The organism is Nocardia sp. NPDC041819 (assembly GCF_055590505.1).
Genome location: NZ_JBVJAP010000032.1, coordinates 1 through 24,958, shown reverse-complemented (window position 1 = coordinate 24,958; position 24,958 = coordinate 1). Strand labels below are relative to the sequence as shown.

General features: G+C 68.0%; 23 protein-coding genes and 1 pseudogene. 7 read left to right on the top strand and 17 right to left on the bottom strand.

What is annotated here, in order from left to right:
- Positions 1–560 precede the first annotated feature (560 nt).
- From ACZ6DL_RS37360 to ACZ6DL_RS37330, 7 genes and pseudogenes are all read right to left on the bottom strand, one after another.
- Entirely contained in the window at positions 561–1,685 is a 1,125-nt protein-coding gene (locus tag ACZ6DL_RS37360; protein WP_466058368.1) for a bifunctional 2-methylcitrate synthase/citrate synthase, read from the bottom strand.
- On the bottom strand, positions 1,685–2,599 hold the full coding sequence (gene prpB, locus ACZ6DL_RS37355; RefSeq protein ID WP_466058366.1) for a methylisocitrate lyase: 915 nt from the start codon (positions 2,597–2,599) through the stop codon (positions 1,685–1,687). Before prpB ends, ACZ6DL_RS37360 begins: the two co-directional genes overlap by 1 nt.
- Positions 2,596–4,101 carry a 2-methylcitrate dehydratase PrpD gene (gene prpD / locus ACZ6DL_RS37350; RefSeq protein ID WP_466058364.1) on the bottom strand — a complete coding sequence of 502 codons (1,506 nt, stop codon included), beginning with the start codon at positions 4,099–4,101 and terminating at the stop codon, positions 2,596–2,598. Before prpD ends, prpB begins: the two co-directional genes overlap by 4 nt.
- Positions 4,102–4,245: 144 nt before the next feature.
- Positions 4,246–4,965: an energy-coupling factor ABC transporter ATP-binding protein gene (locus ACZ6DL_RS37345; RefSeq protein WP_466058362.1), complete on the bottom strand. Its 720-nt coding sequence runs from the start codon at positions 4,963–4,965 to the stop codon at positions 4,246–4,248.
- A complete protein-coding gene (cbiQ, locus tag ACZ6DL_RS37340) occupies positions 4,962–5,723 on the bottom strand; it encodes a cobalt ECF transporter T component CbiQ (RefSeq protein WP_466058360.1) in 762 nt (253 codons plus the stop codon). The genes ACZ6DL_RS37345 and cbiQ overlap by 4 nt, the downstream gene beginning before the upstream one ends.
- A complete protein-coding gene (locus ACZ6DL_RS37335; RefSeq protein WP_466058371.1) occupies positions 5,724–6,110 on the bottom strand; it encodes a PDGLE domain-containing protein in 387 nt (128 codons plus the stop codon).
- 30 nt (positions 6,111–6,140) lie between these two features.
- Positions 6,141–6,806: pseudogene (locus ACZ6DL_RS37330) on the bottom strand (energy-coupling factor ABC transporter permease); the annotation flags it as partial.
- A gap of 127 nt (positions 6,807–6,933) precedes the next feature.
- On the opposite strand from ACZ6DL_RS37330, the gene ACZ6DL_RS37325 reads away from it, so the two are divergent.
- A complete protein-coding gene (locus tag ACZ6DL_RS37325) occupies positions 6,934–7,269 on the top strand; it encodes an ArsR/SmtB family transcription factor (protein WP_040868685.1) in 336 nt (111 codons plus the stop codon).
- A gap of 70 nt (positions 7,270–7,339) precedes the next feature.
- Here ACZ6DL_RS37325 and ACZ6DL_RS37320 read toward each other — a convergent pair whose 3' ends face one another.
- Positions 7,340–8,098 carry a dienelactone hydrolase family protein gene (locus ACZ6DL_RS37320; RefSeq protein WP_466058358.1) on the bottom strand — a complete coding sequence of 253 codons (759 nt, stop codon included), beginning with the start codon at positions 8,096–8,098 and terminating at the stop codon, positions 7,340–7,342.
- Positions 8,099–8,345: 247 nt separating this feature from the next.
- Between ACZ6DL_RS37320 and ACZ6DL_RS37315 the strand changes: the two genes are divergently transcribed.
- Positions 8,346–9,452 carry a class II histone deacetylase gene (locus ACZ6DL_RS37315; protein ID WP_466058356.1) on the top strand — a complete coding sequence of 369 codons (1,107 nt, stop codon included), beginning with the start codon at positions 8,346–8,348 and terminating at the stop codon, positions 9,450–9,452.
- A gap of 40 nt (positions 9,453–9,492) precedes the next feature.
- On the opposite strand, the gene ACZ6DL_RS37310 is transcribed toward ACZ6DL_RS37315, so the two are convergent.
- The 7 genes from ACZ6DL_RS37310 to ACZ6DL_RS37280 form a co-directional block, all read right to left on the bottom strand.
- The gene (locus ACZ6DL_RS37310) at positions 9,493–10,731 is read right to left on the bottom strand and encodes a glycosyltransferase family 87 protein (RefSeq protein ID WP_466058354.1); all 1,239 of its coding nucleotides are present in this window, start codon (positions 10,729–10,731) and stop codon (positions 9,493–9,495) included.
- Between the two features lie 115 nt (positions 10,732–10,846).
- A complete protein-coding gene (locus ACZ6DL_RS37305; protein WP_040868664.1) occupies positions 10,847–11,665 on the bottom strand; it encodes a class II glutamine amidotransferase in 819 nt (272 codons plus the stop codon).
- A 100-nt stretch (positions 11,666–11,765) separates the two neighbouring features.
- Positions 11,766–13,199, bottom strand: coding sequence for a rifampin monooxygenase (gene rox, locus ACZ6DL_RS37300; protein ID WP_466058352.1), 1,434 nt, complete (start codon positions 13,197–13,199; stop codon positions 11,766–11,768).
- A gap of 190 nt (positions 13,200–13,389) precedes the next feature.
- Positions 13,390–14,439, bottom strand: a complete 1,050-nt coding sequence (locus tag ACZ6DL_RS37295; RefSeq protein ID WP_040868662.1) for an ABC transporter ATP-binding protein — start codon at positions 14,437–14,439, stop codon at positions 13,390–13,392.
- The gene (modB, locus tag ACZ6DL_RS37290) at positions 14,436–15,194 is read right to left on the bottom strand and encodes a molybdate ABC transporter permease subunit (RefSeq protein WP_051175428.1); all 759 of its coding nucleotides are present in this window, start codon (positions 15,192–15,194) and stop codon (positions 14,436–14,438) included. The genes ACZ6DL_RS37295 and modB overlap by 4 nt, the downstream gene beginning before the upstream one ends.
- Before the next feature lie 50 nt (positions 15,195–15,244).
- Positions 15,245–16,024 (bottom strand): molybdate ABC transporter substrate-binding protein, encoded by a 780-nt coding sequence (gene modA / locus ACZ6DL_RS37285; RefSeq protein WP_466058350.1) that lies wholly within the window; start codon positions 16,022–16,024, stop codon positions 15,245–15,247.
- Positions 16,025–16,035: 11 nt separating this feature from the next.
- Positions 16,036–16,434, bottom strand: coding sequence for a TOBE domain-containing protein (locus ACZ6DL_RS37280; protein WP_040868681.1), 399 nt, complete (start codon positions 16,432–16,434; stop codon positions 16,036–16,038).
- A gap of 206 nt (positions 16,435–16,640) precedes the next feature.
- Between ACZ6DL_RS37280 and ACZ6DL_RS37275 the strand changes: the two genes are divergently transcribed.
- From ACZ6DL_RS37275 to ACZ6DL_RS37255, 5 genes are all read left to right on the top strand, one after another.
- Positions 16,641–17,837, top strand: coding sequence for a PucR family transcriptional regulator (locus ACZ6DL_RS37275; RefSeq protein WP_466058348.1), 1,197 nt, complete (start codon positions 16,641–16,643; stop codon positions 17,835–17,837).
- A 156-nt stretch (positions 17,838–17,993) separates the two neighbouring features.
- Complete coding sequence (gene lpdA, locus ACZ6DL_RS37270; RefSeq protein WP_466058347.1) at positions 17,994–19,445, top strand: dihydrolipoyl dehydrogenase; 1,452 nt, start codon at positions 17,994–17,996, stop codon at positions 19,443–19,445.
- Between the two features lie 11 nt (positions 19,446–19,456).
- On the top strand, positions 19,457–20,623 hold the full coding sequence (gene pdhA / locus ACZ6DL_RS37265; RefSeq protein ID WP_466058345.1) for a pyruvate dehydrogenase (acetyl-transferring) E1 component subunit alpha: 1,167 nt from the start codon (positions 19,457–19,459) through the stop codon (positions 20,621–20,623).
- Positions 20,624–20,642: 19 nt separating this feature from the next.
- A complete protein-coding gene (locus tag ACZ6DL_RS37260; protein WP_466058344.1) occupies positions 20,643–21,626 on the top strand; it encodes an alpha-ketoacid dehydrogenase subunit beta in 984 nt (327 codons plus the stop codon).
- Positions 21,627–21,644: 18 nt separating this feature from the next.
- Positions 21,645–22,919 (top strand): dihydrolipoamide acetyltransferase family protein, encoded by a 1,275-nt coding sequence (locus ACZ6DL_RS37255; RefSeq protein ID WP_466058343.1) that lies wholly within the window; start codon positions 21,645–21,647, stop codon positions 22,917–22,919.
- A 98-nt stretch (positions 22,920–23,017) separates the two neighbouring features.
- Here the strand turns inward: ACZ6DL_RS37255 and ACZ6DL_RS37250 are convergent, their stop codons facing one another.
- Both ACZ6DL_RS37250 and ACZ6DL_RS37245 read right to left on the bottom strand, forming a co-directional pair.
- Positions 23,018–24,340 (bottom strand): cytochrome P450, encoded by a 1,323-nt coding sequence (locus ACZ6DL_RS37250; RefSeq protein WP_466058341.1) that lies wholly within the window; start codon positions 24,338–24,340, stop codon positions 23,018–23,020.
- A 301-nt stretch (positions 24,341–24,641) separates the two neighbouring features.
- Entirely contained in the window at positions 24,642–24,845 is a 204-nt protein-coding gene (locus tag ACZ6DL_RS37245; RefSeq protein ID WP_466058339.1) for a hypothetical protein, read from the bottom strand.
- Between the last annotated feature and the right edge of the window lie 113 nt (positions 24,846–24,958).

Below are 24,958 nucleotides of genomic sequence, written 5' to 3'. Positions count from 1 at the left end.
GACAACGCACCCACCGCCCCCAACACCCCACCAGCCCGCAACGCCTCACGCCTACTGAAACCATCCATCACAACACCACTCCTCATTGAGCCGGGACGGGATCGCGAGGACGCGGCGGCGAGAGTGTCATCGCCTGTCCTTACGATCAGAATGGCTATTAACTTAGCACACGTTCTAGCTGTTGTCCCGGTTGTGTTCAGGAGCGGTCGCAACCTTCTGCGCTCCGGTGGGCGAGCTGGCCGACACGGCCTAATTGCTTGCCTGAGGGGGCGTCAACCCAGGTCTGGGCAAGAGGCGAACGCCGACAGCTCTCCCGAAGACTCGACGGAACGGGATACATGTTCCGCCTTCGACCTTCGTCTTGCATTGGATAATGTCGAGTCACATAGTGCTGCGAGGGGCGTCAACCACCAGCCGAGTCACCGACCGCCTCGGCCGCTCGGACCTACGCTGCCCGCCAAGTCGTCTTAGAGGCCGGGCATGCCCGGTGAGACTGTGTTCGGCGAACCGGGGCGGGCACCTTGTCAGCGCGCGCGAACCGTCGGTACCCACGACAGGGCTCAGGCGACGACCGAGCGCTGTGGTACTCCGATGTATGCGCTCAGCGGGCGGATCAGTGCGTTCGATTCGCCTTGCTCGATGATGTGCGCGGTCCAGCCGGTGATGCGGCTCATCACGAAGATCGGGGTGAAGACCTCGATGTCGAAGCCGAGCAGGTAGTAGGCGGGGCCGGTCGGGAAGTCCAGATTCGGCGCGAGGCCGGTGGCCTCGTTCATCGCGCGTTCGAGGATCTCGTACATCCGCACCCACTTCCGGCCGTCGTTCGCGGCGGCGATATCCAGGAAGGCCTTCTTCATGGTGGGTACCCGGGAGTCACCATTCTTGTAGACGCGGTGGCCGAAGCCCATGACCTTTTCCTTCTCGGCCAGCTTGCCGCGCAGCCACTTCTCGGCCAGCGCGGGATCGCCGATCTCGAGCATGTCGCGCATGACCGCCTCGTTCGCGCCGCCGTGCAGCGGCCCCTTCAAAGCGCCGATGGCGGCGGTGACGGCGCTGTAGATATCCGACAGCGTGGAGGTGACCACCCGAGCCGCGAAGGTGGAGGCGTTGAAACTGTGCTCGGCGTAGAGAATCAACGACACCTCGAACGCCTTCACCAGTTCGCGCGATGGGATGGTCCCGAAGCACATGTTCAGGAAGTTTTCGGCATGCCCCAGGTGCGAGTGCGGCGCGACCGGGTCCAGACCATGGCGGCGGCGATGGTCGGCCGCGACGATGGTCGGCAGCACCGCGAACATGCGAAGTGCTTTGGCGCGATTGGCCCTCGCCGAATTGTCGTCCTCGGCCGGATCTTCGGCGCCGAGGTAGCTGATTGCCGTGCGGACCACATCCATCGGGTGGCAGCTGTCCGGCATCTTGGCCACCAGCGACAGTAGCGACCGGTCGGCGCGCCGCCATGCCCGCTCCTGCTGGCAGAACCTCTCCAACTCGGCGTCGGTGGGCAGTTCACCGTGCCAGAGCAAGTAGGCCACCTGCTCGAAGCCGCAGTGGGCGGCCAGATCCTGGACGGCGTAGCCGCGGTAGGTCAAGGAGTTGGTTTCGGGCACCACCTTCGAGATGGCGGTGGTGTCGACGACTACCCCTGCCAGACCTTTGCTGATGGCCGGTATCGCGGTGTCCGTCATCACGGGTTCCTTCCCGTAGTGAAATTGAAGATGTCGGAGTCGAATTCGTTGTAGGACTCGTATCGCAGCAGTTCGTAGAGACGGCTGCGGTGCTGCATCCGATCCAGCAGGCCCGCCTGCGTGCCGTGCTCGAAGATTTCGCGCAATCCGGCTTCCGCCGCGAACATCGCCAGTCGCAGCGTCGACACCGGGTAGATCACCGCGTTGTAGCCGATGGACTGCAGAGTGGCCGCCGGGATCAGCTCCGACTTGCCGAATTCGGTCATGTTGGCCAGCAGAGGAATCGAGACGGCCTCCCGGAACTTCTCGAACTCGGCGACCGTCCGCAACGCTTCGGTGAAGATCAGGTCGGCGCCGGCGTCGGCGTAGGCGTTCGCCCGATCGATCGCGGCGTCGATGCCTTCGATTCCTGCGGCGTCGGTGCGCGCGCAGATCACGAAGTTCGGGTCCCGTCGCGCGGACACCGCTGCCCTGAGCCTGCGCACCATCGCCTCGGGCGTCACCACGGCCTTGCCGTCGAGGTGACCGCACCGTTTCGGATTCACCTGGTCCTCGAGGTGACAGCCCGCGATTCCGGCATCTTCCAGAATCGAGACGGTGCGTGCGGCACTCATCGGTTCGCCGAAGCCGGTGTCGGCGTCGATGAGCACCGGCAGGTCGGTGACCCGCGCGATCTGCCTGCCGCGTCCGGCGACCTCGGTCAGCGTGGTGAGCCCGATATCGGGCATAGCGAGATCGGCGGAGACGACCGCCCCGGAGACGTAGACGCCTTCGAAGCCGATCTCCTGGATCAGGGCAGCCACCAGGGGGTTGAACGCGCCGGGGAATCGCTGGATCGTTCCGGAGGTCAGTCCCGCGCGGAACGCGGCGCGCTTGTCGGCGGCCGAGGTCGCCGCGGCCAGCAGGCCGGTCATCGGAAAAGCCCTTCCGGCAGCTTCGGCGCCCGTGCGAGCACCCGATCGGAGACCTCGCAGTTCAACTGTGACAGCTCCTCGGCCGACAACTCGGCCGCGCGCTGCGCGACTTCCAGGAAGCGGTCCTGTTCGGCGGGATCGATGACGCCATGCGCCAGTGTCCGGAACTTGGCGATGTACTCGCCGCGGGCGAAGGGGCGCGCGCCGAGCGGATGCGCGTCGGCCACCGCCAGCTCGTCGACGATCACCTCACCGCTGTTCAATGTGACCTCCGCCCGGGCGCCGAACGCCTTCTCACCCGGATCGGTCGAGTGGTAGCGGCGGGTCCACTCCGGGTCTTCGGCGGTGGAGATCTTGCGCCACAACTCGACAGTGTCGGGGCGCTGCGCGCGCTCGGGCGCGTAGGAGCGCTCGTGATGCCAGGTGCCGTCCTGCAGGGCGACGGCGAAGATGTACATGACCGAGTGGTCCAGGGTCTCCCGCGACGCGGTCGGATCGAACTTCTGCGGGTCGCCCGATCCGGTGCCGATCACCACGTGGGTGTGGTGGCTGGTGTGCAGCACGATCGAGGTGATCCGGTCCAGGTCACCGATCCGCTCGCGCATCCGCCGAGCCAGATCGATCGGCGCCTGGCTCTGGTATTCGGCGGAATGCTCCTTCGTGTAGGTGTCGAGGATCGCACGCTTGGGCTCGCCCGGGGCGGGTAGCGGCACCGAATATTCCCTCTCGGGTCCGCCGAGAAGCCGGGCGATCACACCGTCCTCGCCCTCCCAGATCGGCGACGGGGCGCCCTCGCCACGCAGCGCGCGGTCCACGGCCTCCACCGCCATTTTTCCGGCGAAGGCGGGCGCGTAGGCCTTCCAACTCGAGATCTCCCCCTTGCGGGACTGGCGGGTCGCGGTGGTGGTGTGCAATGCCTGGCCGATGGACTGGTAGATGGTCTCGGTGTCCAGCGCCAGCAGCGTGCCTATACCGGCCGCCACCGAGGGACCGAGATGGGCCACATGGTCGATCTTGTGCTCGTGCAGGCAGATCGAACGTGCGAGATCCACCTGGATCTCGTACCCCGTCGCCAGCCCGCGGATCAGGTCCCGGCCGCTGCGGCCGGCATGCTGGGCCACCGCCAGGATCGCCGGGATGTTGTCACCGGGGTGGGAGTACTCCGCGGCCAGGAAGGTGTCGTGGAAATCCAGCTCGCGTACCGCGACACCATTCGCCCAGGCCGCCCATTCCGGCGAGAACCGGCCCGGCACACCGAACACCGTCGCGCCCGGTCGATACGGATGCGTCAGCGCCTGCGCCCGGGCGTTGGCCACCGGACGGCGAGTCACCGACGCGGCCGCGACCGCCGCGTTGTCGATGATCCGGTTGACGATCATCTCCTCGGTCTCCGGCGCGACCGCCACCGGATCCGCGGCAACCTCGGCGATCCGCCACGCGAGATGCTCCTCGCGCGGGAAGTGCTCGGCGGAGCGGTGGGTGCGGACGAGGTGGTTTATCACGGGGTGCGCCTCCGAACGTCGATTTCCGGTTTCCGATTCGCACGCTACTCACGCCCATAACGGCTCGAAATGCCTCGCAGATGCCGATATTTGCGTACCGAAACCAGCGAATATGCGTAGATTGCGAAAGTTTCTCCGGCCGGTTCAACTGAGGCGATGTTCGGCAAGGAGCCGGGTATCGGCGAGTATCTCGTCTATCGGCCCGTCGGCGACGACGTGTCCGTCGTCGAGGATGACGGCACGCTCGCAGATGCGCTGGGCGTAGGGCAGATCGTGGGTGACCAGGACGAGTGTCGTCGGCAGGGTGAGCAGGATCTCGGCGAGTTCTCGCCGGGCGACCGGGTCCAGGTTGGCCGCGGGCTCGTCGAGGACGAGTACCTCCGGGCGGCACGCCAGGACGGTGGCCAGCGCGGCGCGGCGGCGTTCGCCCAGCGACAGACGGGCCGGGGAGCGGTCGGCTCGATCGGTCATCCCGACGGCGGCGAGCGCGAAGCGCACATTCTCGGCGAGGTCTTCGCCGCGCATGCCGAAGTTGGCGGGTCCGAACGCGACATCTTGTTCGACGGTAGGCATGAACAGTTGGTCGTCGGGGTCCTGGAAGACGACGCCGACGCGCCGGCGTACGGCGCGCACGGTGGTGCGGTCCACGCGGGTGCCGCCGATGTACACCTCGCCCGATGTCGCGCTGAGCACACCGTTGAGATGCAGCATCAGTGTCGATTTGCCCGCGCCGTTGGGGCCCAGAACCGCGACCCGTTCGCCGCGGGCGATGTCGAGATCCACCCCGTGCAACGCCCCGGTCCCATCCGGATAGGCGAAGGTCACGCCGGCCAGACGTACGGCGGGGGCCGTCGACTCGTTCACCGGGCGACCCAGGCGCCGACACAGACACCGAGGGCGGCCGAGGCGGGAACACAGGAGAAGATCCATTGCCTCCAGGTGGCCGGAGGCGTGCCGAAATCGGTGATCGCACCGGTGAACCCGCGCGAGAGCATCGCCAGGTGAACCCGTTCGCCTCGTTCGTAGGATCGCAGGAACAGGCTGCCGACGCCGCGCGCTGTAGCACCGATCTGACGCATCGTCCGCGGGTCGTCTCCGCGCGAGATCCGCGCCAACCGCATGCGGGCCGCCTCGTCGGCGATCACGTCCACATACCGCAGCATCAGCACGACGATCGTGACGAGCATGCCGGGCACATGGAGCCTGCTGAGTCCGCCGGGCAGCTCGCGCACGCTCGTGGTGGCCGCGACGGTCAGCGAAACACCCACTCCGATCGAACCTTTCGCGATGATTCCCCATGCGGCGTGGACGCCCGTCGTCGACAGCGACAGTCCGAAGACAGTCGTTCTGGGTTCTCCGGCCGCGAACGGCAGCAGAATCGCCAGCACGACGAAGGGCATTTCGATCAGCAGCCGCGGCGCGATCCACCGCGGCGGAATCCGCGCCACGCGCCAGACGACGAGCAATCCGGCCGCATAGACGGCGAACGGCCAGAACATGTCCCTTGGTGTCGCGACCACCGCGAAGACGGTGATCACGGCGCAGACGATCTTCGCCTCGGCCGGAGTCCGATGCACCGGCGAACCGCCGGGCAGGTGCAGCCGATGGCTGACGGTGGACACCTAGCCGGACTCCGGTTCGGGTGACTCGGTTGCGCCATTCGAAACGCGTTCGCCCCCAGTGCGATTCGACCGACCTACCCTGATGATGCGCACCACGGCGAACAGCGCGGCGAATGCGGCGGCGGCTCCGAGAATGCCCGCCACGCCGGTCAGCCGGTCATCGCCGTCGATCGTGTACCCGGCCAGCGGCGAATCCGCCAACGCGTGATCGTCCGCGTTCCGCGCGATGCACTCGCCGCGCAGTTCTTCGTTGCCGTCGACCTGCACCACGGTACAGCCGCGCCGTGTCGTGGCATCGAGACCGTCGGGTCGTGAACTCGCCAGGTACGAGAGCAGGCCCGCGACAAGTACCGCGACGGCGGCGAACCCGAACAGGAATCCGTTCATCGAGAGTGCGGCGCGCGGCGTCCGCGCACGCGTTTTCGTCCGATCGGCGGCACGCAGAAGGTAGACGAGGTCGGGGCGGGCGTCGACTACGGCGACGACGGTGATCGCGGTGATGATGCCTTCCCCGATGCCGATCAATGCGTGGGTGCCCAGCATGTACCAGGTCACCGCACCGACAGTGGATCCCGCCGCCCCACCGATGGCGTACTCGGCAGCGAAACCCATGGCGGCACAGATGGTTGCGGCCAGCGCGGCGACGAACGCGACGATACCGATCCCGCCGCGTCTCGGCGCGAAAGACAGCAACCGGCGCGCGGTGAGATAGCCCGCCGCTGCCCCGAGCAACGCCATATTCGTGATGTTCGTACCCAGCGCCGTCAACCCGCCGTCGGCGAACAGCAGTGCCTGCACGACGAGCACGATCGCCACACACAGCGCACCCACGTAGGGCCCGGCCAAGATCGCGGCGAGCGCGCCACCGAGCAGATGCCCGCTCACGCCCGGCAGGATCGGGAAGTTCACCATCTGCACCGCGAAGATGAACGCGGCCACCAGACCGGCCATCGGAGCGGCACGCTCATCGAGTTCGGCACGCGCGCGCCACGCCGCGAATCCCAGCCCGGCGAGGGCGATGACCGCGAATACCGCGGAGGTGGGTGCGTCGACGATGCCATCGCTCATATGCATCGCCGACATGGTCTCCCTCACCCAGAGAAACGATACACGCGATATATGTTCAACTGGACCGATATATGGGTGTCCGCAATATTTGGCCGCACCGAGCAGACAACGGCAGAGTAGAGCGGTGGCTACGAGTGACCCGCTGGATTCCGAACACGCCCGGCCCGCCGGGCTCGGCTTGGACGTCTCCAGCGTCGAGCATTGGGCACACCGATTCGACCTGCTGTCCGACGCCAATCGGCTGCGGCTGCTGGTGTGCCTGCACCACACCCCCGGCCAGAGCGTGACAGAACTCGCCGCCACGGTGGAGATGACGGCGACCGCCGCCTCACACGCCCTGCGCCAGTTGCGTCACCAGGGGTGGGTCACCGCATCCAAGAGTGGCCGCATCGTGCGCTACCGCCTCGCGGACGAAACGATTCATCGACTCCTGCACTGGATCGGCGCCACCCACGCCTCGGAGCCGAGTCCACTGTAGGGAACTCGACGATGTGGCATGAACGGTGCGGGTGATGCCGCGGTGCGCTACCCGGCGAGGGACCGCGGGATCAGCTGGTGCTCAATTCGGCAGCGAACAGTTCGCGCACACGCTGCCAGGAATCGTCGGCGGCTTGCTTGTCATAGGGCTCGCGACCGGGGAAGAAGAAGGCGTGGCGGGCACCGGGATACACGACTACTTCGTGCCGGACGGACGCCGCCGACAGCGCTTCCTCGATCCGGCGCCGCTGGTCGGCATCGATGACATGGTCCTGCTCGGCGAAGAACAGCGTCAGGCGCGCGGTGATCCGCGAGGTCGCCGCCAACAGCGGGTCCGGAACGCTCAACGCCGTTCCGGGGTCGGGCAGCCATCCCGGGTAGTAGATCGCCGCGGCGCGCAGCGGCAGCCGGGTCGCCGCGAAATAGGTGACATGCCCACCGAGGCTGAAGCCCAGCATGCCGGTCCGGTCAGCGGCACCGGCATGCTCTCGGGCATAGTCGGCGGCGGCGCGCAGATCCGCCTCCACCCCGTCCCGGGTCAACCTGCCCAGCAGATCGAACGCATGGGCCCGATTGGCATCGCTCTCCTCGATACCGGTTGAGGTGTCGGGACCGGAGCGGTGGTACAGGTTCGGCGCGATCGCCACATACCCCAGCGCGGCCACATCACGGACGACGGCCCGAACCTCATTCGTCAGGCCCCACAATTCCGCTCCGACGAGGACCAGCGGGTAGTCGCCCGGTCGAGCCGGGCGGGAGATATAAGCCGCCATGGGCATCGCGTCGTGTTGAATGATGTCGATCTGTTCGGCCGTGATCTCGAATGCCACGACACGACTGTATCCAAAAGTCGCCTGGCTCGTCGCCACCACATAATCGGAGGCATACCCTGCCCTTCCGATCCGTTTCGACCACTGCCCGACACGGTTTCAGCACCGTTGCCGCCGCCGCCACAGATGGCAAGCTCTCCGGTTGCGGCGTGGTGGCTGCTGTGCCTGTAATGAGCGCGAGCGTCCACTGCGGCGCGTCGGATGTAGGTGGACGGTGTGGTGGTCCGCCGACCGCTAGGAGTTCAGCATGACAACTGGATACGTGTGGAACACCCTCTACGGCTGGGCCGACACCGGCAGCGGAAGCTTGTTCCCGTCCGACGCCACGGCCGGCCTTCAGCCGATCGGGCACCACCTCGCTCATCCCGACACCAAACGGCGTTTTCACGAGTTGGTCTCGGTGTCGGGCTTGCTGGACAAGCTGCATTCGATAACAGCGGCGCCCGCCGACGAGACGGACATATTGCGGGTGCATACCGCGCACCATCTGGAGCGGATCAAGGCCGAGAATCTGCTTCCGAAAGGCGGGGACGCCGGCGACGGCGTCTCGTCGTTCGGGAAAGGCGGATATGAGATCGCCGCGCTCTCGGCGGGCGGTGCGATCGCACTCGTCGAGCATGTGCTCGCGGGGACGGTCGACAACGGTTACGCACTGGTCAATCCGCCCGGGCACCACGCGACCCGCGCCACCGGCATGGGCTTCTGCATCTTCAACAACGTCTCCATCGCCGCCGCCTATGCGAAAAACGTGCTCGGCGTCGGGCGCATCGCCGTCGTCGATTGGGACGTCCACCACGGCAACGGCACGCAAGACATCTGGTACGAGGATCCGTCGGTACTGACCCTCTCGATCCATCAGCATCTGTGTTTCCCGCCGAATTCCGGCTACCGCGAAGAGCGCGGCGCGGGCGCCGGATACGGTTACGCGCTCAACGTGCCGCTTCCACCCGGCAGCGGGGACGCCGCCTATCTGCACGCGATCGACCGGGTCGTCGAGCCCGCGCTCCGAGCCTTCGCCCCCGAGCTGATCATCGTGGCCTCCGGTTTCGACGCGAGCATTCTCGATCCGCTGGCCCGGCAGATGGTCACCAGCGGCGGCTTCCGGCAGCTGACCCGGCGGATGCTCGACATCGCCGCCGAAACCTGCGCGGGCCGGATCGCGTTCGTGCAAGAAGGCGGCTACAGCCCGCACTACGTTCCGTTCTGCGGGCTCGCGGTGCTGCGCGAGTTGCTCGGTGAAGAATTCGTGGACGACCCGTACACCCCGATCGTCACCACGCAAGGCGGCGACGTCCTGCTCGACCACGAGGCCGCCGCCATCGAAGCGGCGGCAGGCCTGGTCGCCGAGCTCTGACGCCGATCGCGCCGGTTGACGGAGCGGCAGCGGGCGTCGGTCAGCGGGACGATGCGGCCGTCGGTCTGCTCACGGACCGGGGCGATCCCGGGTAATCGCGAACTGTGCGAGTTCCCTCGCCACGCAGCCGTGCCACGGACCACACCGTCGCGCAGAGCAGCAGGCCGTTGCGCAGTGCCAGCACAATCACCCCCGGCCGGCTTCCGGTAGCCACCCGGTCGTACACGAACGGGAATTCCACCTGGCTCAGCAGCGCCGTCGCCAGCACCAGCATCACCACGGGCCGCTGCGTGGTGTGCGAGTCGAGCGCGCAGACCGCGGCCACCGCCACCGCCCACACCAGGTACTGCGGGCTGAGTACGCGGCTGGTCACCAAGGCGAGCAGTACCGCGGCCAAGGCCAGATCCGCTGCCGGGGGCCGCATGCGCCACCAGATGAACAGCAATATCGCGCCGCCGAGAACCGTGGCGGCCACGCACCCGCGGGCCGCGGCAGACACCGCGGGCCCGGACAACTCGTCGGCCCCGTAACGATGCACGATGGTCCACCCGCCGTTCACCAGACGCGCGATCAACAGCGGTGTGGCAGCGGCGGATTCGATTTGCAGCCCGCGCTTGGACTGGAATTGCAGAAACGACCACGCGCCGGGGCCCAGCGCCGTCAATCCGACGCTCGCGGTCAGACCGGCGCCGGCCGCCACCGCACTCATCCGCCACAGCGTTCGCCTGCGCAACCCCAGCAGAACCACCACCGGCCACACTTTCAGCAAGACGCCCGCGGCAGCGGCCGCGCCGGCCAACGCCGGTCGGCGCGTCGACCACAGCAGTGCCGCGGCCGCCGTGGCGGCCACGATCAAATCGAATCGGCCGTAACAGACCCGGCCCAGCAAAGCCACCCCGACCGTCCATACCCACGGCCCGGTCTGCGCGACTGCCCGCCCGTCAGCACCTGCGGCCCGGATCAGCAAACTCAGTACGCTCGCGTCCGCCGCGGCGACCAGCGCGAAGAACAACCAGTTGTAGGCGAACCCGTCGCCGAGCAGCCAAGGCACCGCCAGCAATACCCCCGCTCCGGGCGGATACTGCCACCGCTCGTCGTCCAGCGGGAAAACACCCCGGCCGACGATGATTTCGGCCCATTCCCGGTACAGCGTCAAGTCCGCGGCCGAGGCATCCCAAACGCTGTGCGGCAACACCGTCACCCCGGTGAACACCACCATCAGCAGCCGCGTAACCACCCACACCAACCACAACGTCGATACCGACGACAGCCCACGCACAACGCCGCAGCCTAACCATCGCCACACCTATCCCCCACAAGACGCAGGCCACGACGCACAGGCACAGACGCACCGGCACAACGGATTCCGACCATGCGGTCAGCGGCCGAGTGTGTCAGGGAGCGATCGGCTGGAACGGGCGGGTCTCGTCGTGACCGAGGCGCACGACGCCGGCCGACGACTCCCGAACCTCGTTCCACTCCCCCGGCAGGTCGCGCAGCGGCTCGGAGACGACGAATCGCGCCTCCTCGCCGAGCAGGCGGAGAGCTTTCACCTCCGGGTGCAGCGCACGTACTTTCGCGACATCGGTGGAGTAGAACAGCGACCGCGATCGCCGTTCGGTGGAATACCGGAAGAACCACATGGATGCGCCGTCGGTGGTCGCGACGGTCATCTGCACCGGGGCCTCGACCTCGTATGCGCGACCGACGTCCTCGACGAAGCCGACTGCGCGGGCGACCGCGCCGAACGGGTCGTCGACGAGTCCGAAGCTCAGCGCCAGGAAGAAGAGCACTTCCGAATCCGTGGAACCCTCGATGTCGGCGAACAACGCCGGTTCCACCGCCGTCATCAGATCGCGCTTGAACTCCCGGAAACCGCGCAGCGATCCGTTGTGCATCCACAACCAGTGCCCGTGACGGAACGGATGGCAGTTGGTGCGCTGCACCTCGGTTCCGGTCGAGGCGCGCACGTGCGCGAAGAACAGCGACGTGCGCACCTGAGCCGCGATCTCCCGCAGGTTGCGGTCGTTCCACGCCGGTTCGATGTTCTTGAACATGGCCGGACGCGGACCTTCGCCGTACCAGCCGATCCCGAAGCCGTCACCGTTCGTGGTCGTCGCACCGAGCCGGGAGTGCAAGCTCTGATCGATCAACGAATGCGCCGGCCGGAACAAGAGTTCCTCGGCCAGGATCGGCTCACCGGAATAAGCCATCCACCTGCACATACATCGATTGAAGCAAAGCAGGAGACGTTCGGCCACCAGCATCGGCACCCAGCCCGCTGGTCGCCGTCTCGGATCATGACCGCATGGCTCAGCCCACGGGGGCGCCGAACCACTTCGGCAGCTGGCCGAGCAGCTCCTGCTGATCTTCACCGACCCACGCCACATGACCGTCCGGACGCAACAGCACCGCGGGCACCTCCAGTTCCTCGCTGACGTCGACGACGTGGTCGACGCGATCCGCCCAGCCCGTCACCGAGAGCCGGCCGGTCTGGTCGAGCAGCAGCCCGCGGCCGCCGTGCATCCGCTCGTAGAGGCGCCCCTGCTTCAACGCCACGTCCCGCATCCGCCTGCCGAGCAAGTCGTGCCCCTCGCCGAGGTCGTAGCGGACCCCGACCGCGGTGATCATCTCGGTGACGTACCGGTTCACCTCCTCGAAGTCCATCAGCTTCGAGAACAGCTCCCGCAGCGCGGTCGCACCCGGATCGGACCCCATCAGGGTGATCTGCGCGCGGGTGTTCTCCAGCACGCGCGCTCCCACCGGGTGCCGTTCGTCGTGGTAGCTGTCCAGCAGCCCCTCCGGCGCCCAGCCGTCGACCTCGGCGGCCAGTTTCCAGCCGAGGTTGAACGCGTCCTGGATGCCGAGGTTGAGCCCCTGCCCACCGGTCGGCGGGTGGATGTGCGCCGCATCGCCGGCCAGCAGCACCCGGCCGACCCGGTAGCGCTCGGCCTGCCGAGTGGCATCGCCGAACCGGGACAGCCAACGCGGCGCCCGCGCGCCGAAGTCGGTGCCCGCGAAGGTGCGCAATTGCTGTGTGAACTCCTCGAACGTCGGTGCGGCCGCACGATCCTCGGCTACCCCGGCGGCGGGTACGACGATGCGGTACACACCCTCCTCGTGCTCGACGGCGGCGGCCCCGAACCGCTTCTGGGTCTGGTGGACCTCCGCGACGATCGCGGCCACCGTCGCCGGGTCCTCGGTCAACTCCATCACGCCAAGCAGCGTCTCGACCTTGGTCGGCTCGCCGGGGAAACCCACGCCGAGCAGTTTGCGCACGGTGCTGCGAGCGCCGTCGCATCCGACGAGGTAGCGCGCACGCAAGTGCGTCCCGTCCGCCAGTTCCACGGCCACCCCGCCCTCGTCCTGGGTCAGCCCGACCAGTTCGCAGCCGCGGCGGATCTCGGCGCCGAGTTCGAGAGCACGCTCGTTCAGCAGCCGTTCGGTGACCGTCTGAGGATTGGCGAGACCGTAGGGGTGCGCCGTGTCCATCCGGTCCGGCCACGGCTTCACGATGCCGCCGAAGAGACCGCCGACCTGGAACTTCTTGCTGACCGCGAGGAACCTGTCCAGCAGGCCGCGCTGGTCCATCATCTCGACGCTGCGCGCGTGCAGCCCCTGCCCCCGCGACCGCTCGGTGAGCTCCGCCTCCTTTTCCAGCACCAGCGTGTGCACGCCGTGCAGCCGCAACTCGCAGGCCAGCATCAATCCCGTCGGTCCGCCGCCGGTGACGATCACATCGATCACGCAAACTCCATCCCTGTATCCCGCGAAACCCACTCGGAGCCGAAGCGCACATACCCCCGCGATCCGCGATTTCCGCAGGTTATGGCTTCGGCTGGAGATTGTGCAGCACGACCGGGGTCTTGCCGCAAGGCCCCGGGTGCGATATATGTTGAAAGTGGCAAGGAGTGCGTGACTTCTTGCTTTCTTTTTTTCACGCTGGATACGCGCGCGTTTCGGTGGCCTTCACCGCGGCCCACAGCCGCTGCCCCGGATGGAGCCGCAACTCGGCGACGGTGGCCGGTGTGATGTCGGCGAGTACGGGCGGGGTGCCGTCGAGACGAATCCGTGTGATGTGAGCGTGTTGCTCGATACCGGTGATGGTGACCGGCCAGCAGTTGCGCGGGCTGCCCACGGGTTGTCGCGGATGCAGGCCGACGGCGTTGGGGCCGAAAGCCACATGGACCCGCCCCTGCGCGGGCTCGGCGATGGTGATGCTGCCGCCCCCGTCCAGGTCGACGAGCGTGCCACGCGCGGTGCCGCGGTAGAGGTTCAAACCCATCAGCGTGGCCACGTAATCCGATCGGGGCCGCGCCGCCACTTGCGCGGGCGGTCCTTGCTGGACGATCGCGCCGTCCTCGAGGATGACCAGCCGGTCGGCCAGGACCATCGCGTCGAGCGGGTCATGGGTGACCAGCACGGTGTGGCCAGGGTAGTCGCGCAGATGGTGGGCGAGGTCGGAGCGCACGTGCAGCTTGGTGCCGGCGTCCAGCGCGGCGAGTGGCTCGTCGAGCAGCAGAAGCCGCGGTTCGGTGACCAGCGCGCGGGCCAATGCGACCCGTTGCGCCTGCCCACCCGACAGCGCTCGCGGTTTGCGCTCCGCGAAATCCGCCAGGCCCACCCGGTCGAGCCAGCGGGTGGCCTGCGCGCGGGCCGCAGCGCGCCGATACCCCCTGGCGCGCAGCCCGAAGGCGACGTTCTCCAGTGCCGACAGATGCCCGAACAGCAGGTAGTCCTGGAACACGACACCCACCCGCCTGTGTTCGGCGGGCACGAAAATCGACGGTGGCGCGTCCCAGGTGGTTCCGTCCAACCGGATGTGCCCGCCGGTCAACGCGATCAGTCCCGCCAGGGAGCGCAGGGCAGTGGTCTTGCCCGCTCCGTTCGGTCCCAGCAGGGCGACCACCTCCCCCGGTTCGGCGACCAGGGGCAGCTCCAGCGCGAAACGTCCTCGGTCGATCCGCAGGTCGGCCTCCAAGCTCATACCGCTCCCCGGATCCACCGTTCGCGCAACGCGACCAGCACGGCGACCGAGACGGCCAGCAACACCAGGCTGAGCACGATCGCGGCGTCCGGATCGCTCTCCAGCGCGAGATAGACCGCCAGCGGCATGGTGGTGGTACGGCCCGGGAAGTTGCCCGCGAACGTGATGGTGGCGCCGAACTCACCGAGCGCACGCGCCCAGCACAGCACCGAACCGGCGATGACTCCGGGCAGCACCGACGGCAAAGTGACCCGGCGGAAGGCGTACCAGCGGGTGGCGCCGAGCGTGGCGGCCGCCTCCTCGAACCGCGGATCAGCTGCCCGCAGGGCTCCTTCGACGGAGATCACCAGAAAGGGCATGGCCACGAACGCTTCGGCCACGACCACCCCGGCGGTGGTGAACGGCAGCGAGACATCGAACCATTCGTAGAGGTACCGTCCGATCAGCCCGCGCCGCCCGAGCACCAGCAGCAGCGCGACACCGCCGACCACCGGCGGCAACACCAGCGGCACGGTGACCAAGGCGCGGATCAGTCCGCGCCCGGGCAGTTCCGCGCGCGCGAGTACCCAGGCCAGCGGAATGCCCAGAACCAAGCAGATCGCCGTGGCCGCGGTCGCGCACACCAGCGAAAGCCGCAGCGCCCGGCCGACTTCGGCACTGAGCAGCCGGTCCGGCATGCTCGCCCACGGCGCTCGCGCCAGCAGCCCGATCAGTGGGACGACCAGGAACGCCAGCCCGCAGACGGCGGGCAGCATCAGCGCGACCGGTCGCCGCCCGAGCACCGCCCGCCGGCGCGAGGGCGCGATCACGGGGTGTCGAACCCTGCCGCGGCGAAGACCGGCTCGGCCTTCTCCGAGGTCACGAACTCGACGAACGCCGCGGCGGCCGCCGCGTTCGGCGCGTGCGCCAGCGGCGCGATCGGGTAGTCGTTGATCGCCCCGGCCGATTCCGGGAAGTCGATACCCTCGACCTTGTCGCCCGCCGCTTCGACGTCGGTGCGATAGACCAGCGCGGCGTCGACCTCGCCGAGGGTGACCTTGGTCGAGACGGCCTTCACGTCCTGCTCGCGGGTATCGGGCTGGGGTGTGATGCCCGCGGTCCGGAACACCGTCTCGGCCGCCGCACCGCAGGGCACCTGCTGCGCGCACAAGGCGAGCTTGGGCTCGGTCCTGCCGAAATCGGCCAGCCCGGTGATGTGCCCGGGATTGCCTTTCGGCACCGCGATCTCGAGCCGGTTGCGCACGAAAGTGACCGGCGTGGCGGTGACCGAACCTTTGTCGCGAACCTGCTGCATGTTCTTGGGCGCGGCCGAGGCGAACACGTCGGCCGGTGCGCCTTGGTTGATCTGTTCGGCCAGGGCGGAACTGGCGCCGAAGCTGAAAACCACCTCGAGGCCCGGGTGCGCGGCCTCGAACTGCTTGCCGAGCTCGCCGAACGTCTCGGTCAGCGAAGCGGCGGCGAACACGGTCACCGTGCCCGACACATGCTGCGCGTCGGCGTGCCCACTCGTGTCGCCGGAACCACAGCCCGCCGCGGTCACGACAGCCGACACGGTCGCGGCCGCGACACCCCATTTGCGAATCATTCTCATCCTCGTCAACTTTCCGGTATCTCCACGACGACGTGCGTGGATTTCACCGACGCGACAGCGATGCTGCCGACTTCCAGACCGAGTTCGTCGACCGATTCCCGGCTCAGCAGCGATACCAGCCGGAACGGTCCGGCCTGCATCTCCACCTGCGCCATCACGGTGTCCTTGACCACCCGGGTCACGATTCCGCGCATCCGGTTGCGGGCCGAGGCCGCGACCGTCGCCCCGGGTGCGGGCGCATCGGCATTGGCCCGCAGGAACTGGGCGAGCTCGCGGCCGCTGACCCCCATGCGGCCGCTGTCGAGCTGAATCGCGGTCAGACGGCCCTGGTCGATCCATCGCCGCACCGTGTCGTCGCTGACCCCCAGCAACGCGGCCACCTCACTGATCCGTAGATTCGACACGGAGCACAGCATATTGCCGCATCTACGGTATTGATAACCGAGGGGAACCGCGATCTCGGCACGAACGGTAGTGCCGCCACCGCTGGGAATCGAGCACTGGCGTGAGACCACCCGGTCCACCGCACCGGTTCGTCGGCTATACCGTCGTGGTACGCCGCAGCGCGCGTAGTCGTGGCGCACGGCCGATGAAAAGGACCTCCAGCGACATGTCGACATCGAAGAAGGCGATTCCGCAGACCCGCACCCGGGAGCTGGCGGCCGCCTGTCGTGCCGACATTCCGGCGCTGACCGACCGGCTGATCTCGGAGATCTTCACCGACAATCCCGAGTGGACCGACTATTCGACGGTTGCACGCGCCGACCTGGTCGACGGCTGCCGCCGCTACGTGACCCGCATCCTCGACCTGCTGGGCGCTCCGGCCACCGCGTTCGACGACGAGGTCGCCGCGTCCATCGGCCGCCGCCGCGCCGAACAGGGTGTGCCGCTGGAAGCCATGCTGCGCACCTTCCGCCTCGGCGGCCGGATCGTGTGGGAGGTCCTGCTGGACAAGGCCGACGAACTCGCTCCCGGCGAGATCCGTGCGGCGGGCACCGGGTTGTGGGCCGTGATCGACGCACTGTCCTCGTCCTTGGTCACCTCCTACCGGAATACCGAACTCGAGCAACTGCGCAGCGACGAACGCCGCAGGCACGCCCTGATCGAGGACCTGCTCGCGGGCCGAGCCCACGACACCACCTTCGCCGCGCGCGCCGCGCGCGAGCTGAACCTTCCGGCCGGTAGCGCCTTTCTCGTCGTAGTCGCCTGCGGTGAAGGCGAGGCGGTGCACACCGGTACCGAGGCCGCGTTGGCCGCGGTCGGCATCCGTTCGGTGTGGCACGACCGCGTCGACTCGACGGTCGGGCTGATAGCGGTCGAGCGCCACGACGTCGCCTCCGTCCTGCGCCGGATCGAACCGCATATCCGCGGACGAGCAGGCGCCTCACCGGCGGTCGGCGGGCTGGCGCAGGTCGGCACCGCGCACGGCTGGGCACTGCTGACCCTGCAGACCTTGCCCCGGGACGCGACCGGCCTCGTGCCGCTGCACGAGCGCTTCCAGCACGCCCTGCTCGTACGCTCGACCGACCTGACCGACATGCTGGTCACGCACACTCTCGGTCCGGTTCTGGCACTGCCGGCGGCCGAACGCGCGACCTTGCTGGACACCCTGGCGGCCTGGTTGACGCACGACTGCTCAGCGGCCCACGCCGCGACACGACTGCATTGCCACCGCAACACTGTCATCAATCGGCTGCACCGCATCTCGACCTTGCTCGGGCGCCCGCTCGAAGGCCGGCGCGACTATGTGGAACTGTCCCTGGCACTGGCCGCGCTCGACCTCGCCCGAGCGTCGGACGGAGCCTGATCCTGTCGGCCGATTGGGCGCAGCGCCCAATCAGGACGCTGCACTACTGGGCTTCGTGGCAATTGTCTGTGCACTTCGCTACGGCAACACTCGATAGCGATGATCCACCCCACAACCGGGGGTGGATCGAATCATCGAGGACGAGGAGCACCACGAGTGCCGGATTTCGATCTCCTGGTGGTCGGCGGCGGCCCCGGCGGATACGTCGCCGCCATCCGCGCGGCCCAACGCGGCCTACGGGTCGGCTTGGTCGAGAAGGAGCGCCCTGGCGGGGTCTGCCTCAACTGGGGCTGCATTCCGACCAAAGCGATGCTGCGATCCGCTGAAATCTTCCACACCCTGAGCACCGCAGCGGATTTCGGCATCTACGCCGACAACGTGCGCTACGATTTCGCCGCGGTGCGCCACCGCAAAGACGGCATCGTCAAGCAACTCACCGACGGCGTGGCGGGCCTGCTCGCCGCCAACGATGTGACGGTGATCGAGGGTCACGCCCGCTTCACCGGCCCGTCCGGTGTCGAGGTGTTCGAGGCAGCCCAGTCGCCGGTCTTCCCCGGCGGCCCCCGCTACGCCGCCGCGCCGACGGCCACCGCCACCCGCGCGATCAGCGCGACCGACGTGATCATCGCGACCGGATCGGTGCCCGCGCGACTGGCGATCCCGGGTGCGGACCTGCCGGGCGTCATCACCTCCGACGGCGCGTTCGGGCTGACCGACGTGCCCGAACGCCTCGTCGTCATCGGCGGCAGCGCGGTCGGCGCCGAATGGGCCAGCCTGTTCGCGAGCTTCGGCACTCAGGTGACCATCGTCGAAATGCAGGACACCTTGGTGCCGCTGGAGGATGCCGATCTCGGCGCCGCCCTGGGACGGTCGTTCACCAAGCGCGGCATCACCGTGCTCACCGGCTCCACGGTCGAAGCCATCACGCGCAGCGACGCGCTGCGGGTGAGCGTGACCGGCAAGCACGCGCGCGAACTCGACGCGGACGTGGTGCTGGTCGGCGTCGGACGCAGGCCCAACACCGCCGATCTCGGCCTGGACGTCGCGGGAATCGGCACCGACGCTCGCGGTTTCATCCCCGTCGACGAGCAGCTGCGCACCGGCGTCGAGCACGTCTACGCCATCGGAGACGTCACCGGACGTGCCCTGCTCGCGCACGTCGCCTCGCATCAGGGCCTCACCGCCGCGGACGTGATCGCCGGTCACCCGGCGCACATCGACTACACCGCCATCCCGGCCGCCACCTTCACCCACCCGGAGATCGCGAGCGTCGGGCTCACCGAGGCGAAGGCACGCGCCGCCGGGCACGAGGTCGTCACCGCGCGCTTCCCCTTCGCCGCGCTGGGCCGGGCCCAGACCTTCGGCGAGACCGAGGGATTCGTCAAAATCGTTGCCGGGCAGCGTCATCGAGAAGTGCTCGGCGTGCACATCATCGGCCCCTCGGCCAGCGACCTGATCACCGAGGGCGCGCTGGCCATCTCCCTGGAGGCGACCCTCGACGAACTCGCCGACACCATCCACGCCCACCCCACTCTCGGCGAGATCGGCATGGAGGCGGCCCTGGCCGGCCTCGGACTGCCCGTGCACATCGCGCCGAGGAAGCGTTGAGGAGCCCTGCCGTGACCACCAGCACCACCCCCCGCAAACCGAGTCGCAAGACGACTCGGTCGGCGACGCGTCCGTCCGCGTCGATCGCCGAGGATCGCGGCATCGACGATGCCTCCACGCAAACCCGCGTCACCGGCGCGGGCAACCCGGTCGACGCGCGCATCACCGCGGAGGATCCCGACACGCTGCGCGGACTGTATCGCGACATGCTGTTCGTGCGCCGGTTCGAGGAGCGCACCGCACAGAGCTACCAGCAGGCCCAGATCGGCGGCTACTGCCACCTCAACCTGGGCGAAGAGGCCACCGTGGTCGGGCTCGGCGCGGCCATGCGCCCGACCGACTACCTGTTCACCAACTATCGTGAGCACGGTTACGCGCTGGCCAAAGGCATCGAGCCCGGCCGGGTCATGGCCGAACTCTACGGCCGCTCCACCGGCACCTCCAAGGGCTGGGGCGGTTCCATGCACATGTACGACACCGCGACCCGCCTGCTGGGCGGTTACGCCATCGTGGGCGGCCAGGTGCCGTTGGCCGTCGGCGCGGCGCTGGCCATCGACTATCGCGGCGAAGACGACGTGGTGGTGTGCCAGATGGGCGAGGGCACCACCAATATCGGCGCGTTCCACGAGTCGTTGAACATCGCGGCGCTGTGGAATCTGCCGGTGGTGTTCCTCGTGATCAACAATCAGACCGGGATGGGCACCACGGTCGAACGCTCTTCCGCCGAACCGGATCTGTGGAAGCGCGCGGCCGCCTACCGCATGCGCGGAGAGCGCGTGGACGGCACCGATGTGCTGGCCGTGCGCGCAATGGCCGGTGAGCTGATCGAAACCGCCCGGCGCGAACGCAAACCCGCGCTGCTCGAGGCGGTCAGCTACCGCCTCAAGGGCCATTCGGTGGTGGACCCGGCGAAATACCGTACCGAAGAGGCCGTGTCGATCGCCCGGAGCAACGATCCCGTCGTCCGGTGGCGCGACGCGCTGCTCGCCGCCGGTGTATTGAGCGAATCGTCCGTGGCCGCGCTGGAAGCCGAGGTGAACGCCGAGGTCGCCGCGGCGGTCGAATTCGCCGCGAGCAGTCCGCACCCGCAGCCGTCGAGCCTGTTCGACTACAACTACGCGACGCCCGTGGCGGGCGACTCGCGCCGCCTGCCCGCCGATCCGCTGTTCACCAGTTAAGGACATCACCGTGGCTGTCATGACCTATCGCGAGGCGCTGCGCGAAACCCTCCGCGAGGAGATGCGGCGCGACGACGATGTCTTCCTCATCGGGGAGGAGATCGGCATCTTCGAGGGCTCCTACAAGATCACCGCGGGTTTGCTGGCCGAATTCGGCGAGAAAAGGGTGCGCGACACCCCCATCGCCGAAGAGGGTTTCGTCGGCGCCGCCATCGGCGCCGCCATGCTGGGCCTGCGCCCGGTGGTGGAGATCATGACGATCAACTTCTCGCTGCTGGCGCTCGATCAGATCGTCAACCACGCCGCCAAGATCTACGGCATGTTCGGAGGACAGACCAGCGTGCCCATGGTCATCCGCACACCGGGCGGCGGCGGACAGCAACTGGGCGCGACACACTCGCAGAACATCGAGCTGTACTACGCCTTCGTGCCGGGCCTGAAGGTGGTCGCGCCCAGCACTCCGGCCGATGCGCGAGCGCTGCTCAAAGCCGCCATCGAAGACGACGATCCGGTGCTGTTCCTGGAGAACCTGTCGCTCTACAACACCAAAGGCGAAGTGCCGGAGAATCTTCCGGCCGCCCGGATCGGAAAGGCCGCGATCACGAGGACCGGCTCCGATATCACGCTGATCGGCTACTCCCGCATGGCCACGGTCTGCACCGAGGTCGCCGAGCGACTCGCCGCCGACGGCTTCAGCGCCGAGGTCGTCGACCTGCGCAGCCTTCGTCCGCTCGACCGCGACACCCTCGTCGAGTCCGTTCGCAAGACCGGTTGCGCCGTGATCGGCGAGGACGACTGGCTCACCTACGGAATCGGCGCCGAGGTCGCCGCCTCCATCTCCGACGGCGCCTTCGACTATCTGGACGCTCCGGTTCGCCGGGTGGCCATGGCCGAAGTGCCGCTGCCCTACGCCAAGCCGCTCGAACGGCTCGCCCTGCCGTCGGCCGATTCGCTGTACACCGCCGCGGTGGAAACCCTCGCGGCGGTCGGCAAACGACGCTGAGACCCGAGGACGCATCCCATGCCCGAAATCACCATGCCCCGCCTCTCCGACACCATGGAGGAAGGCGTCATCGTCTCCTGGCTCAAACGGGTGGGCGATCCGGTCGAGCGAGGTGAAATCCTCGCCGAGATCGAAACCGACAAAGCGCTCATGGAGCTCGAGGCCTACGACAACGGCGTGCTCGAGCAGATTCTCGCCGCCGAGGGCGCGCGAGTGCCGATCGGGACCCCGATCGGCCTCATCGGTGACGGCAGTGCGACAGCCGCGACCGGCGTCAGCGGCCACGCGCCACCCCCGGCCGCCGCCGCGCCGGTCGAGCAAGCGCCCGCACCGCGTCCCGGCAGCGGCCCCGAGCCGGGCAGCCGCGCGGTTCCGGCCGCCACTGACGGCGCCCACGCAACGCCGGAACGCAAGAAGACCTCGCCGCTGGCCCGCAAGATCGCCGCCGAACTCGGTGTCGACATCTCCACCGTGGCGGGCACCGGCCCGGGCGGACGCGTGGTCCGGCAGGATGTCGAATCCGCCCATCGCGCAGCCGAACTCGACTCGCCGACCGAAGTCGTCCCTGCTGCCTCGACCGGGACCTCTTCCGCGACTGCGGGTGACTACGAGGAGATCCCGCTGACGACCGTTCAACGGGTCTCGGCCACGCGGCTGACACAGAGCAAACAGCAGGCCCCGCACATCTATCTGACCTCCGCGATCGATGTCACCGAACTGTTCGGCTTCCGCGCGCAGATCAACGCCACGCTGGCGCAGACCGGCGCGGGAAAGGTCAGTGTCAACGATCTGCTGGTCAAAGCCGTCGCCGCGACGCTGCGGACGAACCCCTCGGTCAACGTCTCCTTCGCGGGCGACAAGCTGTTGCGGCACCGCGGAGTGCACCTCGGCATCGCCGTCGCCACTCCCGCGGGCCTGCTCGTCCCGGTGCTGCACGATGCCGATCGCAAGAGCGTGTCGGAGATCGCCGCCGAAAGCCGCGACAAGGCCGACCGCGCCCGCGAGCGCAAGCTGCGCACCGACGAGATGAACGGCGGCACCTTCACCATCTCCAACCTGGGGATGTTCGGAATCGAGCACTTCACCGCCGTGATCAACCCACCGGAGGCCGCCATCCTGGCCGTCGGCGCGGCCACCGACGAACTGCGGCTGGACGACGACCGAGTGGTGACCAGGAAAATCTTGCGCGTCACCCTGTCCGCCGACCACCGCGCCATCGACGGAGCCGTGGCCGCCCAGTTCCTGCAACAGCTGAAAGACCTGCTCGAACATCCCCTCCGGATAGTGACCTGACGCTACGGCCCTCACCCTCCCCGAGCGGGCTGCGATTCACCTCCGACCGACCCGGCAGCAGGCGCGTCCGGCCTCGAGCTGCTGGTCGAGCCACGCTGCTACCGTCGGCGGCGCCACCCGGGTGTGACGTTCGCCGGTTGCAGCAACGTCGTGAAGGCCGGTGTCACCGTGTCGAATTCCGGAAGTGACAGCTCGTAGCGAGTGAACAGCTGTTGTACGGCCAAGACCATCTCGAGCATGCCCAGTTGTGATCCCGGACAGATGCGGGTGCCGGAGCCGAACGGGAGATACGAATGGCGGGGGTGCGGGATGGCATCCGACCAGCGGCCGGGATCGAACCGCTCGGGCTCGGCCCACGCGCCGGGATCGCGGTGCAACAGGTAGGGGCACATGACGACCTCCCAACCCGCCTTGACCCGGTACCCGCCGATCTCGGTGTCCCGCACCGCGGTACGCGACAGAATCCACTGTGGTGGGTTCATGCGCAGCGTCTCACGGATCACTGCCATGGTGTAGGGGAAGTCGGTGGCCACCGATCCGGTGACCCTCGGATCGTCGCCGAGTTCGCCGAGTACCCGGGTCCGCAGGCCTGCGTCGTCGGCCAGCCGCAGCAGCAGCCAGGACAGTGCGACTCCGGGCACTCCGTGCGATGCGAACAAAGCCATGCGCAGCGTTGCGAGGAGCCGATTGTCCGCTGCGCCGCCGCACGCCGCGAGAAGCACGTCGAGGCCGTCACGAGGGCGTGCCGAACGGCGCGCGGCGGCGCGCCGCCGGATGGCCTCGCCCAGGAGTTCGACGAGCCTCTGGTCGGCCGAACCTGCTCGGGCAGCGCGTGGTCTCGGCCACCAGGGCACGCGTGCTTCCGCTCGGTCCAGGGATTCCAGCGAACGGGCGAACAGCTGGTCGGCGGCGGCACGGATCTCGGTGAGCAGAGCCGCGGTGCCGCTGTCGCCGCCCAAGTAGAAATCGACGATTCCACGGCCGCAGAGGTCACGGCAGACATCCACCAGCCCGGCGTCGCGGTCGACGAGTTCACTGCCCATCCACTCGCGATACCGGCGAACGTGCGCATCGACCACTTCCGTGTCGAATCCGTGCCACAGGTCCCGGCGAACCAGTTTCCACGTGTCCAGTCTGGACAGGCGTTCGCGGCGGCTGCGCGCACCGGCGAGGCGGCCGGAATCGACGACGTAGTTCACGTTCGTCTCGGTGAGCACGCGGTGCACGGCGTCCGGATCGAAAAGCACCACGATTCCGGGTGCGAGTTGCACGACATCGCCGTGGGCGACGCGTGCGCCGACCATCCACCGGATCGGATCGCGTTGATAGCTCACGAGATCGCCGACGAGCGGATGCCCGGGCGGGCCGGGAATTCTCCGCCTCGCCCGGCCGTTCGCACTCAGCTCGGGAACGGCGGCCACTGATCACAGCTCACGTAGAGATAGGAATGCGTGACCCGAGACCGTTTGACGCGCAGAACGAGCATGCCCACGTACCGCCGCATACTTCCACCCCCTGAATTCGCTGCCGGATGATTCCCCGACAGCACCGATCCTCGATCGCCTCCATCGCGCGGGCAATGCCGACGCACATGGGATTCGGCAACAGTGCAGGTCCGCCGCGGAAACATTCGTCCGGTCCGGACGCGCCTCGCAGGGAGCCGGTGGCCGGTCAGCTGCACCGGGCGGGCCTGCCACTGTGGCGCAGTGGCAGGCCGGTTGTTCAGCCCACCGCCCTCTTCACCAGGTCACTGATCCGCGCCTCGTCGGCGGCGGTCAGCTCGGTGAGCGCGAAGGCGGTCGGCCACACGGTGCCGTCGTCGAGTGCGGCGATGTCGTTGAAACCGAATGTCGCGTACCGCGCTTTGAACTTCTCGGCGCTCTGGAAGAAGCACAGGACCTTGCCGTCCTTGGCGTAGGCGGGCATGCCGTACCACAGTTTCGGCGGCTCTGTCGCACTTTCGGTGGTGAGTCTGTCGCGGTGACGTCACGATGTCACGGTGGGTGAAGTGAATGTTCCTGTCGCCGTGGCGTTCTCGG